This is a genomic window from Actinomycetota bacterium (assembly GCA_030774015.1).
Taxonomy (GTDB): Bacteria; Actinomycetota; UBA4738; order UBA4738; family JACQTL01; genus JALYLZ01.
Genome location: JALYLZ010000053.1, coordinates 35,868 through 52,260, shown reverse-complemented (window position 1 = coordinate 52,260; position 16,393 = coordinate 35,868). Strand labels below are relative to the sequence as shown.

Below are 16,393 nucleotides of genomic sequence, written 5' to 3'. Positions count from 1 at the left end.
GGGTTCCACTCCTGCTCCCTTCGTGGGGGCCGCCCAGTCCAGAGGAGGTGGACTTGAGGAAGTACGAGATCTTGTTGATCCTGCCCCCCGACGCCGACGAGCAGGTCGTCGTGCGGGTGACGGATCGCATCACCCAGGCGCTCTCCCAGCGAGGCGGAGGCCAGATCGACAAGATCGACCGCTGGGGCCGCAGGCGTCTGGCCTACCAGATCGCGCACCTGACCGAGGGTTACTACCTGCTGGTCGAGTTCACCGCGGAGCCGGCGGCGATCGTCGAGCTCGAGCGGGTCCTGACGCTGGCGGACGAGGTCATCCGGCACAAGGTCGGGGTGCGGGCGGCGTAGCGGCGTAAGGTCGATCCTTCCCCCTCCACCCGGCGGGCCATCGGCCGGACGGAGCGGAGCACACAGAAGGTGGTGATGGAGATGGCGAGCATGAACCAGGTGGTCATCGTCGGGAACCTGACCGACGACCCGGAGCTTCGGTACACGCCGAACGGCGCGGCCGTGGTCAAGTTCCGCGTGGCGGTGAACCGCCGGTACCAGGACCAGTCGGGGCAGTGGAAGGACGGCGAGACGTCCTACTTCACGGTGAACGGGTGGCGGACGCTCGCGGAGAACGTCGCGGAGTCGCTGACCCGGGGCACCAGGGTCGTCGTGGTCGGGCGGCTCCAGATGCGATCCTGGGAGACCCAGGAGGGCGAGAAGAGAACAGTCGTCGAGATCGAGGCCGACGAGATCGGGCCGAGCCTGAAGTGGGCCACCACGAAGGTGGAGAAGCAGGCCCGCGCGGGCAGCGAGTGGTCGGGTCCGGTCAGCGTCGGTGTCGGCGGCGCGGACGAGGAGACACCACTGGATGGCGGGTAAGAAGAAGCGAGCACCCAGACGCGAGAAGGAAGAGAAGGGCTGGCAGAAGCGAACCAAGCGCAAGGTCTGCCTGTTCTGCGAGGAGCGCATCGAGCACGTCGACTGGAAGGACGCGACGCTGCTTCGGAAGTTCGTTTCGGAACGGGGCAAGATCCGCGCCCGCCGGGTGACCGGGAACTGCGTCCAGCACCAGCGTGACGTGGCCTCCGCGGTCAAGAACGCCCGCGAGATGGCCCTGCTGCCGTTCAGCTCCCGATGAAGATCATCCTCCAGAAGGAGATCGACAAGCTCGGGGCCCCCGGCGACGTCGTGGAGGTCGCCGACGGGTATGCCCGGAACTACCTTGTGCCCCGCGGGATGGCCATCCCGGCGAGCAAGGGCGCGGTCCGGCACGCCGACAGCCTGCGGCGGGCCCACCAGGGCCGCGTGGCCAAGGCCCAGAAGGAAGCCGAGGCCGTGGCAGCGCGGATCACGGCGGGTCCCCTCAAGGTCCGGGCCAAGGCCGGCGAGGGGGGCAAGCTGTTCGGCAGCGTCACCGCGGCCGACCTGGCCGAGGAGATCGAGCAGCAAACGGGCGAGAAGATCGACCGGCGGATGGTCCATCTCGAGGAGCCGATCCGGAGCGTGGGCGTGCACGAGGTCCGGATCCACCTCCACCCGGAGGTCGACGCGGCCCTGTCCGTCGAGATCCACACGGAGTAAGGGCGGCGGCCTCTGGCCGCCGTCACTCCGTTTTTGTCACACCCGGTATCTACAGTTGTCCACATGCTTCTCCACAGGTGGAAACCGCAGGTGGACCGGGGAGTGACAGGGAATCTCGCCGCGCGACCTGCGCGGATGCATTCCACAGGGGTTTTCCCCTTCCACCAGGCCCCCGAGCTTCCTAGGGTTTCGTCGGGGGGAGGGGAGCATGGCACGGGTCGTCGATGAACCGAGGAAGCTGCGGCCCGACCGGGTCCCGCCCCACAACCTGGAAGCGGAGGAGTCGGTCCTCGGCTCGATGATGCTCTCGGCGGAGGCCATCGCCGAGGTCATCGAGCTCGTCCGGCCCGAGGACTTCTACCGGGGATCGCACCGAAAGATCTACCAGACCCTTCTCGACATCTATGGCCGCGGCGAGCCCGTGGACGCCATCACCGTCGCCGCGGAGCTGACCAGGAAGGGAATCCTGGAGGATGTCGGCGGCCCGTTGTTCATCCACGAGCTGGTGGAGCGCGTCCCCACCCCGGCCAGCGCGGCCTACTACGCGAGGATCGTTGCGGAGCTGGCTGTCCTTCGCCGTCTGATCCAGGCGGCGGCGGACATCATGGACATGGCCTATTCGGTCCCAGAGGACACCGAGCGGGCCGCCGACCAGGCCGAATCCATCATCTACGCGGTGTCCCGCCACCAGGACCAGGAGGAGGTCGTCTCGGTCCGGACCCTGGTCGACCAGGCCATGGCGGACCTCGAGACCATCCAGCAGCGCGAGTCGGCCTACGCCGGCGTGGCCACCGGGTTCCGGGACATCGACCAGCTCCTGTCGGGCCTCCAGAAAGGGAACCTCATCGTGGTGGCGGCCCGCCCGGGAGTCGGCAAGTCGTCGTTCGTCACCAACCTGGCCCGCAACATCGCCGTGGACGAACGGGTCCCCGTGGCGATGTTCTCGCTCGAGATGTCCCGGTGGGAGATCGGGATGCGGCTGCTGTGCGGCGACGCGCGGGTTCCCTGGGACCGGGTCCGGGCCGGCCGGGTGGCACCGGAGGACTGGTCGCAGATCGTGGAAGCCGCCGAGTCGCTGCACGATGCGCCGCTGTTCATCGTTGACGCGGGGAACGTCACCATCGTCGACATCCGGGCCAAGGCCCGCCGCATGCGGCAGTCGCACGGCCTCGGCCTGGTGGTGGTCGACTATCTCCAGCTGATGTCGCACCACGGCCGGACGGAGAACCGCCAGCAGGAGATCGCGGAGATCAGCCGGTCCCTGAAGATGCTGGCCAAGGAGCTGGAGATTCCCGTCATCGCCGTCTCGCAGCTGAACCGCCAGGTGGAGAACCGCGCGGACAAGCGACCGCAATTGTCCGACTTGAGGGAATCAGGCGCCATCGAGCAGGACAGCGACATCGTCATGTTCATCCACCGTGACGATTCCGAGGACCCGTCGGTGAAGGGCACCGCCGACATCGTGGTGGCGAAGCACCGCAACGGGCCCACCGGGACGGTCAAGCTGACCTTCCTGCCGCACCTCACGCAGTTCCGGAACTACGCTTCCGGCTCGTGACGGCGCGAGCACGTGCGACGAAGCCCGCCCCGGTAGCGCGCCCGGACCCGGGCGATGCGAGTCGGGTCCGGGAGATCCACCGGCGGCTGGCCCGGCGGTTCGGCCCCCTCGATCCGCCCCGGCGGCTGGACCCGCTCGAGGAGCTCATCCTCACCGTGCTCTCCCAGAACACCAGCGACGTGAACCGGGATCGCGCGTACGCGGCCCTGCGCGAGCGGTTCCCGACGTGGGAGGCGCTGGCGGCCGCGCCGGCCTCGGAGGTCGCCGACGCCATCCGCCCCGGGGGGCTGGCCAACACCAAGGCGCCCCGGATCCTGGCCATCCTCCGGGAGATCCAGGATCGGGAGGGCTCGCTCGACCTGGGATGGATGGAACGGGCGCCGGACCAAAAGGTCCGCGACTACCTCGTCTCGCTCCCCGGGGTCGGCCCCAAGACGGCGGCCTGCGTGCTGGCGTTCTCGCTGGGGCGCCCGGCGTTGCCGGTGGACACGCACGTGTATCGAGCCGCCAGGCGGCTCGGGCTCATCCCGCCGACCCTCGGCGCCGCGCCGGCGCACGAGGCCATGGAGGACCTGGTCCCACCCAGGCTGCGGGTGTCCATGCACGTGGGGCTGATCCGGCTGGGGCGGCAAATCTGCAAGCCGGGCCGCCCGCTGTGCGAGGTGTGCCCGCTCCAGGACCTGTGCCCCACGGCACCCGACGTGCTCAGCGAGAGACCGAAGCGCGGACGAGCCCAGAAGTGACTGGTGAGTGGGTGGGAGGGTTTGTTGCCGAAAGTCGCTGACCTGCTCGAACGGTGACCCCCGGCGGGAGTGGCCGCAGGTTAGGGACCGGGCATTCCACAACCTTCAGGTCACAACCCGGATCGGTAGGAGGGGATACGGCGAGTTCGCGTGTGCCAAGGAGCCCCGGCCGAAGCCGGGGCTTCGAGCTACACCTGGGTCGGCGGGGATTACACCGCAGCCGCTGTAGGGGCCGGTGACGCCAGGCCAGCGGTGATGGGAGACGGCTTGAATCCCTTGACCATGAGGTAGATGCCGAGCGACAACTCCCAAACGAATTCCGGGGCCGTCGCGATGGCCTGCGGGGCGGAGCCCCGGTCGATGACGTTCAACAGCACGAGGCTCCCCGATATGAGGATCAGCGGACCTCCGATCAGCCCCAGCATCGCCATGCCCCGTGGCACGAGGCCGGATCGGTACATCAGGTAGCCCAGCAGCAACCCGTTCCCCACGCCGACGACCCAGCCAGGCCCGAGCAGGAACGTCCAGTCGTGGATCGCGACGAGCGACCTTCCGACCATGACGAGCGAGCCCGCATCCGCCGCGGCGGCGCCGACGTCTTGGCGCAACGTCACGACCGCCAGCAGGCTGAGGATGCCGACGGCGATGAAGGCGCTCTCGACGAGACGGGCGGTGACATAGCCGAGAGCGAGGCCTTCGTTCTGCCGCTTGAGGATCGGGAACAGCACGACGGCCGTGCCGACATTGGCGATGATGAGGATCATCTCGAGGAGCGCTCCGAGGGCGATGCGGTTGTCAGCGCCGGCGCCGACGATGTAGCGGGCGTGGTCGAGGACCGGGGTGTAGAGCACGAGCGCGGCTGGAATAGAGGTGACGAAGGTGATGATGAAGAGCACGCCTGCAACGAACGCAGTCCTTCTCAGTGGGTTCACCTGGACCCCCTTCCAATTGATGAGATCAACCGACTCGGTGGCGCCCTACTGCGTTCAGCCACCTCCCCCGTCCATCGCTGAGGCCGCCACGCCCCGGGACAGCGTCGGCATCGGCCGATCGACGAAGACGCTTCGCGGGCACGCGGCGGCATCCTCGCCCGAAATAACACTGAATGTCGAGATCGATGCGTCAAGGATCGGTGGAGCGGATGAGGAGAATCGAACTCCCACCTCAAGCTTGGGAAGCTTGCGTTCTACCATTGAACTACATCCGCGCGAGAGCCCGAGGGCTCAGCACGGGAGTCTAGCAAGGCGCCGCGCTCGTGGAAGTAGGACCCCCCACGCTGCCAACCTGCTAGGTTTCGGCTTCCCATGGACAGCGGTACGAGGACTCGCGGGTGAGCGCTTCCACCCCCGCCGGCGAGCCGAGCCCGACGTTCTGGCCGACCATCCTGGGCCGCCTCACGGCCCAGGAGTCCCTCACCAAGCAGGAGGCCGGCCAGGCCATGCGGGTGATCATGCAGGGCATGGCCACCCAGGCCCAGATCGCCGGCTTCCTGATGGCCCTGCGCACGAAGGGCGAGACCACGGAGGAGCTCGAGGGGCTGGCCGACACCACCCTGGAATTCGCCCAGCCGGTCCGGGCTCCCGGGCCCGTGGCCGACACGTGCGGGACCGGGGGAGATCGCGCCGGCACGCTGAACGTCTCCACGCTGGGGGCGATCGTGTGCGCGGGAGCCGGGCTGGCCGTGGCCAAGCACGGGAATCGGGCGGCGTCATCCCGGTGCGGCTCGGCTGACCTGCTGGAGGCCCTCGGCGTGAGGATCGACCTCGGGCCTCGCGGCGTCGAGCGGTGCCTGGAGGAGGCCGGGATCGGGTTCATGTTCGCGCCGGTGTTCCATCCGGCTGCCGCGCATGCGGCGGGGGTGCGCCGGGAGCTCCGGGTCCCGACCGCCTTTAACTTCCTGGGCCCGCTGACGAACCCGGCCCGACCCGTGGCGCAGATCGTTGGCGTCTCGGACCCCCGCATGCTGCCCCTGGTGGCCGAGGTGCTGGCGCGCCGGGGCGTGCGGGCCATGGTGTTCCGGGGGGGCGACGGGCTGGACGAGCTGACCACGACCGGCCCCTCCACCGTGTACCGGATCGACGAGGGAGAGTTCCTGGAGTTCGAGCTGGACCCGGAGGAAGCCGGCCTACCGCGGGCCGACCCCGAGGACCTCCGGGGCGGCGACGTCGAGCGCAACGTGGCCATCGCTCGCGCCGTGCTGGCTGGAGAGCCGGGCCCGCCCCGGGACGTGGTGCTGTTGAATGCCGCCGCGGCGCTGGTGGTGGCGGACCGGGCCGGGGACCTCCGGCTGGGCGTGGAGGTCGCCGAGGGGTCCATCGATTCGGGAGCGGCCGCTGGGGTGCTGGAACGGTGGGTCGAGGTGTCGAACGGCTCGGCTTCCTCGGAGGGTTGACGGCGCTACGGGGATCGCAGCGGAATGTCAGAACCCCGCGTAGAAGAGGTAGTCGGCGTCTCGAACGAAGGTCCGTCCGAACCGTGTGGAGAGCGCGCTGCACACCACCGCTCCCGCCAACAGCCCGAGCACGGCGAGCCGGTACGCGACGAAGTGGCCCAGGCCGATGCCGACGGCGAGGTCGACCAGCAGGGCCGGGGCCACAGCCCACAGCGCGAAGTCTTCACGCGACAGCGCGAACGCGAGGCCCTGGTTCAGCAGCGACCAGGCAAGCAGCACGTAGCTCACCATCGCGGCGCCGAATACGGCCAGGGATCGGGCGGTCACCAGCGGGCCGACGGACGGAACGACGCGCCCCAGCATCCCGAGTCCCACGGCCCCCGCGATCGCGCCGGCCACCCCGACCACAGCCAGCCGCCGCGCGGTTCGCCGGAGCGAGGACCCCAGCCGGGCCGAGATCTGGTCCCGCCGCGGCAGGGGGCACACGAACGCCGCCCTGGCTACGAGCCGGACCATCTGGCGCCCGGCCGCGGCCACCACCACGAAGGCCGGCAGCGAGCAGAGCAAGGCCACTCCCAACGCGAGCTCGTAGTCCGCCCGAAACCACAGGTGCAGCGATCGTCGGTGGGGCGTCCCAGCCCACGCCATGAGGCGATCGGCCATGAGGAACGTCGCCAGGGCCAGCCCGTACGCGAAGAGCACGGCCGTTCTGCGCGGCGCGTCCGCGCTGGGAACGGTGGGCCGTCGCTCCGTCGTCGCTCGGGGGGAGGACCGGCGAAGCCGGCCCAGTGCCGCTCCCACCCCAAGCGATGCCCACAGCACCGAGAGGGTGGTGTAGGCGAGGAGGGCCCGGCCCACCTGGGGCTGAGGGATCGTGGGGACCGAAACCAGGATGCCCCACAGGGCCAGGCCGGCCACCGCGGTCGTCGCGGCCTGCCGCGCGGTCGTGCGCACCCAGCGGCCAAGGGCGGCCCTCGGGTTCGACCCTGACGAGTCCGAGACGATTCGGTGCAGGACGAACCGGAATCCTCCCGCGACGGCGGTGGCGGCCAGCGCCCCCAGCCCGATCGCGGTGGCCTTCGCCGGAGCCGCGCGGCCTCCCGTCCACCACGGAAGCGTGAGCACGGGAACCGAGGCGAGGACGAGTACCGCCGGCAGGACGAGGGCGGGTTGGCGCGACGGCCCGGCGACACCGAGCGCCGCGCGGCGTTCCAGCCAGGCCCGTCGCCGGGACTCCTCGACCTCGATGGCCCGCCGTGATGCCGGCGGGTCCAGGGTCTGGTGTTCGAACACCAGGGTGCCCAGCTCGTGGGCCTGTTCCGGGGCAAGCGGGCGCCCCCGATCGTCCTTTACATGAAGCGATTCGATGAGCGCGGCGGCCTCCGCGGGGCCCTCCAGCCTCCCCGCCCAGTCCGTGATCCTCTCGGTGAGTCCCTCGAGTGCGAGTCCCGTCACGCCCCGCTCTCCTGCCTCCGGATCCTACGCGCGAGCAGCGCAGCGAGGGCGGCCACCGCTTCCTCGCGGACCTCGGAGGAGGGATCGTTGGCGAGCGTGTCGGCGAGGGCTCGGCCGGACAGCGGGCCCCCGATTCGCCGGAGGGCCCGGACGGCTTCTCGCCGCACCTGCGGGTAGTCGTCGGCGAGCGCTTCCGCCACGACCTCCAGGACGTCCTCGCTGTCGCCCGCCCGGCTGAGCGCTCCCGCCCGGGCGAAGGGGTCGTCGTCCTGGAGAGCCCGCCGCAGCTCCTCCGATCCCATCCCGTTCGGGACCGACGTGGGCGGGCGGGGGAGCTGAGCTGGACCGGCCGTCTCGAACGGGGCAGGACCGGACGGAACGGGCTGGGGTGCCTCCGGGACCGAATCGTGTTCGGCGGGCTCCGGGACGGAGTGGAGCGGCTCGGCCGGCTCCGGGTCGGAGTCTGTGGGAAGGGACGAGCCCGGCTCGAGCCAGACGTCCCCGGAGCGGTGGGGCGCGAAGCGCAGGTCCCTCGAGGGAGGGGGCCCCAACGCATGGTCGCCGGAGGAATGCGGCGCGAACCCGTTGCCGCGGCCCGTGAGTTCGGGGGCCGGCACTTCCCACAGCAGCGGTGTCCGGCCCGACCCCGATCGCTCGGCCGGCACGGAGGCGGCCGCAGGCCGATGCAGCGGGGTGGACGGCACCTCCTCCACTTCCGGCACCTCCGGGACGGGCGACGGGATGGTCGGAACCTGGTCGGGCGCGGGGCCGGATGCGGCCGCCGGGGCCTCCGCCGCGGCCTCCGCCGCGGCTTCCGCCGGAACCGGCATGGGCGGTGGGGGAGGGATCAGCGCAAGAGCCGGCGCAGCCACTTCCTCGCCATCCGTCACCAGGACCGTCACGGGCATTTCCTCTCTCCGAGTGGGCGCCACCGCCTCCGCCTCCGCCTCCGCCTCCTCTTCCGCGGGCATGCCGGCCAGCGCTTGGTACTCGGCCCGGTACCGGTCGACGAACGCGGGCAATCCGAACTTCTGGAGCGCGGAGCTCCGGGCGGCCTCCTTCAGCATCTCCCGCTGGTCGGCCGGGAGGCACAGGATGGCCACCACGGCCTCCGCGAGGCGCTCCGCGTCGCCGGCAGGAGCGGTCAGTCCCGGGCCGTCGAGCGCCTCGTGGATCCCGCCCACCTCGGTCGCGACCACCGGCGTGCCGCAGGCCAGGGACTGGATCACCGTCAGCGGGAAGCCCTCCCACGTCGAGGTCGACAGCGTGACGTCGGCGGCGTTGAAGGTGGCGGCCACACGCTCGGTGGGCCCCATGAACTTCACCGTGGCCTCGAGGAGACGCTCCTTGCACATGGCCCGGACCCGTTCCGAGTAGGCCTGGTCGGCCACCGGCCCGTGGTGCAGGAACAGCACGTCGGGGACCTCCCGGCGGACCCGGTCGGCCACCTCCAGCAGGGTCTGCTGGTCCTCGGCTGGCGCCACCGGCGAGAACGAGACCACGGTCGGCCGGGGCGAGCGGCTCACGGGCATGGGCCGGAAGGTCTCGCCGTCCACCCCCGGGTAGATGACGTCGATGCGACCGGCGGGCACGCCGTAGGTCCGCTCCCACTGTCCGCCCCACTCGCACACTGGCGCCACCCGGTCGGCAAGGTGGTAGGCGGTCTGGGCCAGGGCGCTCGAGAACCGGAGCAGGAGGCGCTTCAGCGCGAAGGGCAGCCCTTCTCGCGACAGGGCCAGGTACTGCTCGCGCAGGAAGAGCGTCGGCTCTGTCAGCAGGAAGGGCGTCTCCCGCTCGATCTTCGCGAGGATGCCGGGGATGGAGCACAGGCCACCGGAGACGGCGTGCGTCAGGTCGGTGACGGGAAGCTCGGCGGTCACTGGCCACAGGGACCGGTACAGGAAGCGCAGGGCCTCCCTGGTCTCGCCGACCGTGGGCGCGTCGTTGCCGAACGCGCTCTCGGATTCCCCCGGGAAGGCCCACGCCGACCCGATCAGGGTGCCGTCGCGTTGATCCCCGAGGACCTGGTCGGCCGAGACCGCCCGCTCCCGGAACGCGTCCCACACCGCGCGGGAGCGCCAGGTGGTCCGGTAGTCCCACGCCTCGAAGTGAACCCGCAGCGCCGACAGCAGCCGGCCGAAGCGATCGGGGTCGAAGCGACTGGTGGTGAACTCGTCGAGCAGCTCGTGGAACAGGGGGACGAAGGCCCGTTCCACCTCTCGATCGGTGACCCGGGCGGTCTTCCGGCTCGCTCGCCCGCCTCGCGGGCGGGGGCCGCTGGCAGCCGGGGGCTCCCGGCCCGGCGCGACCGGGACCTCCAGAAGGGACGAAACGTTGGGTGGTAGCTCGCGGGCCTGATCCGGGGAGGGCCCGGGGACCAGGCTCCAAACGACGAATTCCACCTCGGGGAGGTTGTGGACAAGGGTCTCGGCCACGTCGCCGGGGCCGACCCGGGTGTCCGGGAACCCTTCCGTGGCCAGCAGGACCCTGAGGCGATCGCTCCCGGTTCTCCGCTCCGGGAGCGTTCCCCGTGACGCATGTCCCCGCATTGGTGCAGCCTAGGCCGCCGGCGCCCCCCGAGCATCCTCCGAATGGAGCGGAGTGCTAGGCCGAACGGGCCCCACTCAGCCCTAAGGCTGTCGCCGGTTCCCCGGCCGGGGGATTCCTAAGGGGACACGCCTTCGTCGCCCGGCTGGAGCCGCCGCAGGGCCTCCTCGGCCGCCGCGACCACCTCGAGCACGGGGTCGGACAGGAAGGTCTGCTTGACCGCCTCGAACGCCCGGGGGGATCCCGTTTCGCCGAGCAGGGTCACCGCCCGGATCCGGACCTGCTCCACGGGGTCCGACAGCGTCCGGATCATCCCTTCCAGGGCCCGATCGCCGCCCAGCGCACCGAGCACCTCGACCGCGCGCATGCGCTCGTCCGCGTCCATGGACGACAGCCGGTCCAGGAACGGGTCGGGACCGACCAGGTCCTGGAGGAGCTGGCCCACGGTGGCGGAGAGGTCGCTGTCGTCGTCGAGGAGGATGTCCACCAGCGGGTCGACCGCGGCGGTCCCCATGCGCTTGAGGACCTCGCCGACAGGCCGGCGGAGCGACGGCGAGGAGAGCGCCACGGCCAGGCGCCGCGCCACGGCGGGCGAACGCCACCGGACCAGCGCTTCCCCGGCCACCTCGCGGACCCGCACCTCGGGGTCCTTGAGCGCCGTGATCAGGGGGTCGAGCACGTCGTCGTCGTCGATCATGGACAGGGCCTGGACGGACGCGATCCGGACCTCCAGGTCGGGGTCGGACAGCGCCCGGGCCAGTGCCGGGATGGCGTCGCTCGAGCGAACCGAGGTCAAAGCCCGAGCGGCGACCCGGCGGACCTGCGGCGTGGGGTCCTGGAGCGCGCCCGCGATGCCACGAACGCTCTCCGGCCTCCCGGCCCGGCCGGCCAGGGTCAACGCCAGGGCGCGTTCCGCGGCGTCGGGCGAGGACATGTGGTCCATGGCCAGCAGGGCCAGCGCCTCGGCGCTGTTGCGCTCCAGCGTGGACACGAGCTCCTCCCGCCTGCTCTCGGGGCACCGCAGGATGGCCAGCCACGCCACGGCGCGGTCTCGCTCCGGCAGGGACGCGAGGTGCCGGATCGCGGCCCGCCACACCCGCTCGTCCTGGTCGGAGAGCGCGTCCAGCAGGAGCTGTCCGGCCCGGGCCCCCATGCCGGCGGGCAGCACCTCGACCGCCGTGGCCCGGACGTCGGGGTCGGGGTCGGTCAGGGCCTGGGCCAGCGCGGCTTCCCGCTGGTCGAGGCCCGCCCGCCCGATGACCTGGATGGCGGTGGCCCGGACCACCGGCGAGGAGTCGCGCTCCAGCATGCCGGCGGCCACCTCGATGGCGGTGGGATCGCCGGACTCGCCGAACGCATCCAGCACGGCCACCCGCACGGCAGCCTGGGAATCGTCCAGCAGCTCACGGAAATGGGGCAGGGCGGGGCGCCCAGCCACCTGCCACACCACCCGGATGGCCTCCGGCCGGCGCGACGAGTCCACCGAGTGGACCAGCCCCACCATGCCGGCGGCATTGAGCTCGAAGCTGGACAGGGCCCGGACGAACGGGCCGCGCGCCTCGGGGGCGAGATCAGCCGCACGCTCCAGGATCTGCGGAGCGAACCCGGCCATCATCGCCGCACCGGCCACCTCCGCGGCCAGCGACGCCTGCTCGGTGTCGCGACCGCCCAGCGCCTCGTGCACCCATCCCTCGAGCATCTCCGGGCCCAGGCCGGCCAGCGCCTCGCGGGCCCGGTCTCGTACCACCTGGTCCGGGTCGTGGAGGGCCCGGGCCAGGCCCGCGACCATCTCCGTCTGCGCATTTGGGGTGGTCTCCGGCTCGGCCGCCCTCGTCTCCAACGACGTGTCCGTCTCCATGGGAACCTCCTGCTCTGGCAGTGCCTCTTCGCCCAGCAGGTCGGCTGCCATCTGGGCCACGTTCTGCATGTCCTCGTCGCCGTCCGACCGGGCCGCCACGGCCCGGAGCGACTCGGTGGAACCCTCCTCGACCAGCAGGCGAGCGGCTCCCAGTCCTTCGCTTCCACCGCGGCCCAGGGCCTCGGTCAGGCGGCGGGGACCGATGACGTCGGCCAAGGCCGTGAACCCCGCCCGTTCGGCCTCCACGGGTTGCGAGTCCATCCCGCCAACCGCCGCGAGCAGCGACGTCAGGCCGGCCTCGTCCGGTCCGGCCCGGGCCACCAGGTCGGGGACCGCGGACAGCGCCGCCTGCTGGGACAGCGGCCAGTGGCGAGAGGCCACCACCGGGAGGACCTCGGGCACGTCGTTGAACGGCCGGGCCCCAGCCAGGCGAACCGCGGCGGCTCGGACCTCGTCGGTCGGATCGAGCAGGGCCTGGCGGACGGTGGCCGCGTCGACCCGGTCGGCCCGTTGCGTGAGCGCCTCGATGGCCTCGCGCCGGATGTCGCGCTCAGGGTCGGTCAGCAACCGGGCCAGGCTGTCCACGTCCTCGTCCTGGACACCTCGGTCCACCAGGGCTCGCAGGGCGTCGCGTCGGTCGGACGCGGCCCGCGAGAACAGGCCGGCGGAAACGGGGGCAGGCGCCGGGGTTGCCACCGCCGGCTCGGGCTCCCACTCCGGCTGGGGCTCGGTCTCCGCCTGTTCGAGCTCAGGCTGCGGTTCGGGTTCGGGTTCCGGCTCCGGCTCCGGCTCCGGCTCCTTGACCTGGGGCTCGGGCTCCGATGGCTCGAACGCCGGCTCCGATGCTTCGAAGGCTGGCTCCGCCATCTCGAGGCTGGGCTCTTCGGCGTACCTCTGTGGTTCCGCGGCCTCCCAGTCAGCGTGTTCATCCGCTCCGACCGGAGGCCCGTAGGAGAACGTCGCCACCGGGGGAGCCTCGGGCTCCGGGATCGCGACGCCGGCTTCCGGGGACGACATCTCGACCTGGGCCGAAACGGGGTGCTCGATCGGCTCCGGGACGGCCACCGGCTCGATGGACGCCGTCGCGGATGCGCTCTTCTTCGGGAATACGTCGCCCGGGACGAATCTCCTCACGGGCTCCAGGGGTTCGGCCGGCGGCTCCGGCTCGGACTCGACGTGCGGATCGTCCTGCGGGGGAGACCACTGGGACGAGGAGACCGCATACCACCCTGGCTCGTAGGACTCCCGGACCACCGGCTGCTCACCCGGCACGGGGGGGGCGGCGGGCGGCTCGTATCGCGGCGCGGGAGGCGCCTCTGGCTCGGACGGCTCCGGCGAACTCGCCTCCGTTCGGGCGCGCTCTTCCAGGGTCTCGAAGCCGGTCTGCCTCCCCTCGGTCTCCTCTTCCTCGCCGAACAGGCCGAGCAGGCTGGCCAGGATTCCGCGCTTGGACTGGTCTTTGTCACTCATCGGGGGCCGCTCCTTGCGATCTTCGTGATCCTCGTGATCTTCGTGATCTTCGATCCAACCTCAGGTCATGCTCGCCAGCCGGCGACGCGTTCGGCCGGCTCGTCCTCGTCGTTGGGTCCAAACCGGCGTGGGCCGATGCCCATGCTCACCGCGGCCATCGCCGCCTGGGTCCGGTTGGCCACTCCCAGCTTGCGGAACACCGCGGCCAGGTGGGCCTTCACCGTCTTCTCGGAGAGGAACAGGGACCGGGCGATCTCGCGGTTGCTCCGCCCCTCGGACAGATGCGCCAGGATGTCGGTCTCTCGCTGCGTGAGGCTCTCCGGGCGCTGGGACCTGTCCTTGTCGACCTCGTGCCGTTCCCCGGTGTCCTCGAACAAGCTGCGGATGGCCCGGGCCGACAGGACGTTCCCCCCGCCGGAGATGGCCACACGGATGGCCTGGTCCAGGTCCTCGGGGCTGGCGTCCTTCAGCATGTAGCCGTCGGCGCCCTCGCCCAGCGCGGCTTTCACGTAGTTCGCGGTGTCGTACGTCGAGAGGATGATCACCGCGATCTCGGGCCAGGTGGACTTGATCTCGCGAAGCAGTTCCAGGCCGTCCCGGCCCGGCATCCGTATGTCGACGAGGGCCACGTCGACGGTTTCCATCTTGAGCATCTCGATCGCCTCGTCGGTCCCCTCGGCCTCCCTGACCTCGGCTTCCGGAAGGCAGTTCTTCACGACGTACGCGAGCCCGCGACGGACCAGCGTGTGGTCGTCGACCAGCAGGACTTTCACGATTCCCCTCCTCGCACCGGCAGGCGCGCCACCACACGCGTGCCCTCGCCGGGGGTCGACTGGATGTCCAGCGTCCCCCCGACCTCGGCCACTCGCCTCTTCATCATGTCGAGGCCGAAGTGGCCACGGGCCCGCGCGCGTGACGGCGCATCGAAAGCGACAAACCCCCGGCCGGTGTCCCCGACCTCCACGACAACTTCGTCGGAGGTCGTTCGTACCTTGACGCTGACGCTCGCCGGCGACGCGTGCTTGGCCGCGTTGGCGAGCGACTCCCTGATCACGACGTAGGCCGCCGCCAGGACCGGCCGCGGCACCTCGGGGAGGTCTCCCTCCACCGATACCCGGGCCGGCAGCCTCCAGCGCTGGACCACGTCGTCCACGTACTTTGCCAGCGGCTCCAGCGAGCTGGAGCCGCCCGATCCTCCCTCCCGGGACAGATCGAAGAGCACTCCGCGGAGCTCCGAGAGCGACTTGCGGATCTCCGCCTTGGTTGCGGTGAGCGTCTCGATGGCTCCCTGAGGGTCGCGCTCGATCCGCTGCCCCATCGCCTCCAGCTCGAGCACGGCGGTGGTCACGACCTGCGTGAGCCCGTCGTGGATCTCGGAGGCCCACCGGTTCCGCTCCCGAACCATCAGCGAGTCCACGGCGTGCCGCCTGGCCTCGATGACGGCGCGCGCGGCCCCGGTCAGGCGGAGCACCGTGCGCAACGCGCGCGGCGAGAGCCCCGGGCCGCTTCGCCATCCGGCCACCAGCGCTTCGAGCGCCGGGCCGTCGGCGATGGCCGCCGCCACCAGCTGAGAGCTGGACAACCCGAGCACCACGCCGAGCTGGCGGGCCGTCGCCTCCTCGAGGGGCTCCGGTGCGGCCAGGGTTCGAAGCGCGGATCGAACCTCCTGCGGGAACCGGCGGGGCCACTGGGTGGCCGGATGCGACACGATGTCGACGGTGCCGCCTCGCTCCACCAGGTGGCAGATCTCGTCGGCCTCCATCGCGGCGGCCAATCCGGCCATCAGCCCCGGGAGGTCGGTGGCCGGGTCCTCGAGGGCTCGCCGGACCCAGTCCGTCACCCGCTCGATCGCATCCAGCTCCGTCGGGGGGGCGGCGTAAACTGAGACGTCACCGGCGAGAACGGCCCCCAGCTGCTGCAGGTGGGCACGCGACAACGCTCCCCACCCTCGCTGGGGGGCCCGGGGCTCGCCGGAGTCCAGCACGAGCCTGGACCCGTGGGGAAGAGCCAGCACGCCGATGGAGCCACAGCCCATCGTGGCCAGCCGCTCCCCGGTTCCGGGGACGGCGCCGGCGTCGGGGAACAGGGCGTCACCGGCCGTCGTTCCGGCCACCCGGGGATCGAGGACGGCGTGCCATCCCCGAACGGGACCGGACCGGCCGATCATGCGCCAGCCCGAGCCGTTCGGCTCGAACAGGCTGACGGTGTCGAAGCCCGTCTGGCTGCGGACCAGTCCGAGGAGCTCCGCCAGGCTGCGTCGGCGGACCTCGGCGGCCGGGAGCGTCTCCGGTTGGGGGGCCACCGCCATGTTGTGGTCTGCGGGTGTCCCGTTCTCCGCGACCTCCGCCGCGAGCGAGGGCCCGACGGCCCGAAGGACGTCGACCGCCCGTTCCGGGGAGGCATCCGTGGTCCTGGCGAACACCGCGGAGTCCCCGCCGGGCAGCCGGCACACGATCCACCCGTCCACGGGGCCTTCCAGGACGTCGTCGACGCGCGCCGGCACGGGCGGACCGTTGGGGTCCGTCCACAGCGCAAGCTTGCGCTCGCCGCCCGAGGTCGTGGCGACGCCGACGACATCGAGGCGCAACAGCTCTGCCAGGCGTCTGCACTCCTCCGCGACGGGGGAGGCAGCATGAATGGCCGCCGGTTCGTTCACGTCGGTCTTCCTCCGGTCCTCGGAAACATGAGCCCTGTTGGGGGGGTCGACGACGCGCTGCATGACACCGCGTCCCCTGCCCCTACGACCCCACCCGGCGCCGGCCACCCCGGCTGCTGCCGGAGTGACTCAGTGCCCCAGCCCGT

Annotated in this window: 13 protein-coding genes, 1 tRNA gene and 2 pseudogenes; 7 read left to right on the top strand and 9 right to left on the bottom strand. The window is 71.4% G+C overall.

Annotated features, from left to right (window positions below; translation table 11 throughout):
- The 6 genes from rpsF to M3Q23_05645 all read left to right on the top strand — a co-directional run.
- Window positions 1–344: 30S ribosomal protein S6 (rpsF, locus tag M3Q23_05670; GenBank protein MDP9341588.1), on the top strand; the 344-nt coding region annotated here is incomplete at its 5' end.
- 81 nt (window positions 345–425) lie between these two features.
- Entirely contained in the window at window positions 426–866 is a 441-nt protein-coding gene (gene ssb / locus M3Q23_05665; protein MDP9341587.1) for a single-stranded DNA-binding protein, read from the top strand.
- On the top strand, window positions 856–1,125 hold the full coding sequence (gene rpsR / locus M3Q23_05660; GenBank protein ID MDP9341586.1) for a 30S ribosomal protein S18: 270 nt from the start codon (window positions 856–858) through the stop codon (window positions 1,123–1,125). The genes ssb and rpsR overlap by 11 nt, the downstream gene beginning before the upstream one ends.
- Entirely contained in the window at window positions 1,122–1,568 is a 447-nt protein-coding gene (gene rplI, locus M3Q23_05655) for a 50S ribosomal protein L9 (GenBank protein ID MDP9341585.1), read from the top strand. Before rpsR ends, rplI begins: the two co-directional genes overlap by 4 nt.
- Before the next feature lie 208 nt (window positions 1,569–1,776).
- Complete coding sequence (gene dnaB / locus M3Q23_05650; GenBank protein ID MDP9341584.1) at window positions 1,777–3,126, top strand: replicative DNA helicase; 1,350 nt, start codon at window positions 1,777–1,779, stop codon at window positions 3,124–3,126.
- Window positions 3,123–3,869 (top strand): endonuclease III, encoded by a 747-nt coding sequence (locus M3Q23_05645; protein ID MDP9341583.1) that lies wholly within the window; start codon window positions 3,123–3,125, stop codon window positions 3,867–3,869. The genes dnaB and M3Q23_05645 overlap by 4 nt, the downstream gene beginning before the upstream one ends.
- Window positions 3,870–4,078: 209 nt before the next feature.
- Here the strand turns inward: M3Q23_05645 and M3Q23_05640 are convergent, their stop codons facing one another.
- Both M3Q23_05640 and M3Q23_05635 read right to left on the bottom strand, forming a co-directional pair.
- Window positions 4,079–4,765 carry a DUF4386 domain-containing protein gene (locus tag M3Q23_05640; GenBank protein MDP9341582.1) on the bottom strand — a complete coding sequence of 229 codons (687 nt, stop codon included), beginning with the start codon at window positions 4,763–4,765 and terminating at the stop codon, window positions 4,079–4,081.
- Between the two features lie 237 nt (window positions 4,766–5,002).
- Window positions 5,003–5,076, bottom strand: a tRNA-Gly gene (locus M3Q23_05635).
- A gap of 123 nt (window positions 5,077–5,199) precedes the next feature.
- Here M3Q23_05635 and trpD point away from each other — a divergent pair.
- Window positions 5,200–6,261: an anthranilate phosphoribosyltransferase gene (gene trpD / locus M3Q23_05630; protein ID MDP9341581.1), complete on the top strand. Its 1,062-nt coding sequence runs from the start codon at window positions 5,200–5,202 to the stop codon at window positions 6,259–6,261.
- Between the two features lie 27 nt (window positions 6,262–6,288).
- Here trpD and M3Q23_05625 read toward each other — a convergent pair whose 3' ends face one another.
- From M3Q23_05625 to M3Q23_05595, 7 genes and pseudogenes are all read right to left on the bottom strand, one after another.
- Complete coding sequence (locus M3Q23_05625) at window positions 6,289–7,716, bottom strand: hypothetical protein (GenBank protein MDP9341580.1); 1,428 nt, start codon at window positions 7,714–7,716, stop codon at window positions 6,289–6,291.
- Window positions 7,713–8,018, bottom strand: coding sequence for a HEAT repeat domain-containing protein (locus M3Q23_05620; GenBank protein ID MDP9341579.1), 306 nt, complete (start codon window positions 8,016–8,018; stop codon window positions 7,713–7,715). The genes M3Q23_05625 and M3Q23_05620 overlap by 4 nt, the downstream gene beginning before the upstream one ends.
- A 475-nt stretch (window positions 8,019–8,493) precedes the next feature.
- A pseudogene (locus tag M3Q23_05615) lies at window positions 8,494–8,685 on the bottom strand (hypothetical protein).
- Between the two features lie 137 nt (window positions 8,686–8,822).
- Window positions 8,823–10,265 (bottom strand): annotated as a pseudogene (locus M3Q23_05610) (DUF3492 domain-containing protein).
- A gap of 116 nt (window positions 10,266–10,381) precedes the next feature.
- A complete protein-coding gene (locus M3Q23_05605; protein MDP9341578.1) occupies window positions 10,382–13,591 on the bottom strand; it encodes a HEAT repeat domain-containing protein in 3,210 nt (1,069 codons plus the stop codon).
- A gap of 65 nt (window positions 13,592–13,656) precedes the next feature.
- Window positions 13,657–14,364, bottom strand: coding sequence for a response regulator transcription factor (locus M3Q23_05600; protein ID MDP9341577.1), 708 nt, complete (start codon window positions 14,362–14,364; stop codon window positions 13,657–13,659).
- The gene (locus M3Q23_05595) at window positions 14,361–16,247 is read right to left on the bottom strand and encodes a sensor histidine kinase (GenBank protein ID MDP9341576.1); all 1,887 of its coding nucleotides are present in this window, start codon (window positions 16,245–16,247) and stop codon (window positions 14,361–14,363) included. Before M3Q23_05595 ends, M3Q23_05600 begins: the two co-directional genes overlap by 4 nt.
- Between the last annotated feature and the right edge of the window lie 146 nt (window positions 16,248–16,393).

Excerpts from the sequence above, each read along its gene's own strand:
- rplI (MDP9341585.1), top strand. The coding sequence starts at position 1,122 with ATGAAGATCATCCTCCAGAAGGAGATCGACAAGCTCGGGGCCCCCGGC.
- rpsR (MDP9341586.1), top strand. The coding sequence starts at position 856 with ATGGCGGGTAAGAAGAAGCGAGCACCCAGACGCGAGAAGGAAGAGAAG.
- M3Q23_05605 (MDP9341578.1), bottom strand. The coding sequence starts at position 13,591 with ATGAGTGACAAAGACCAGTCCAAGCGCGGAATCCTGGCCAGCCTGCTC.
- dnaB (MDP9341584.1), top strand. The coding sequence starts at position 1,777 with ATGGCACGGGTCGTCGATGAACCGAGGAAGCTGCGGCCCGACCGGGTC.
- ssb (MDP9341587.1), top strand. The coding sequence starts at position 426 with ATGGCGAGCATGAACCAGGTGGTCATCGTCGGGAACCTGACCGACGAC.
- M3Q23_05620 (MDP9341579.1), bottom strand. The coding sequence starts at position 8,018 with ATGGGATCGGAGGAGCTGCGGCGGGCTCTCCAGGACGACGACCCCTTC.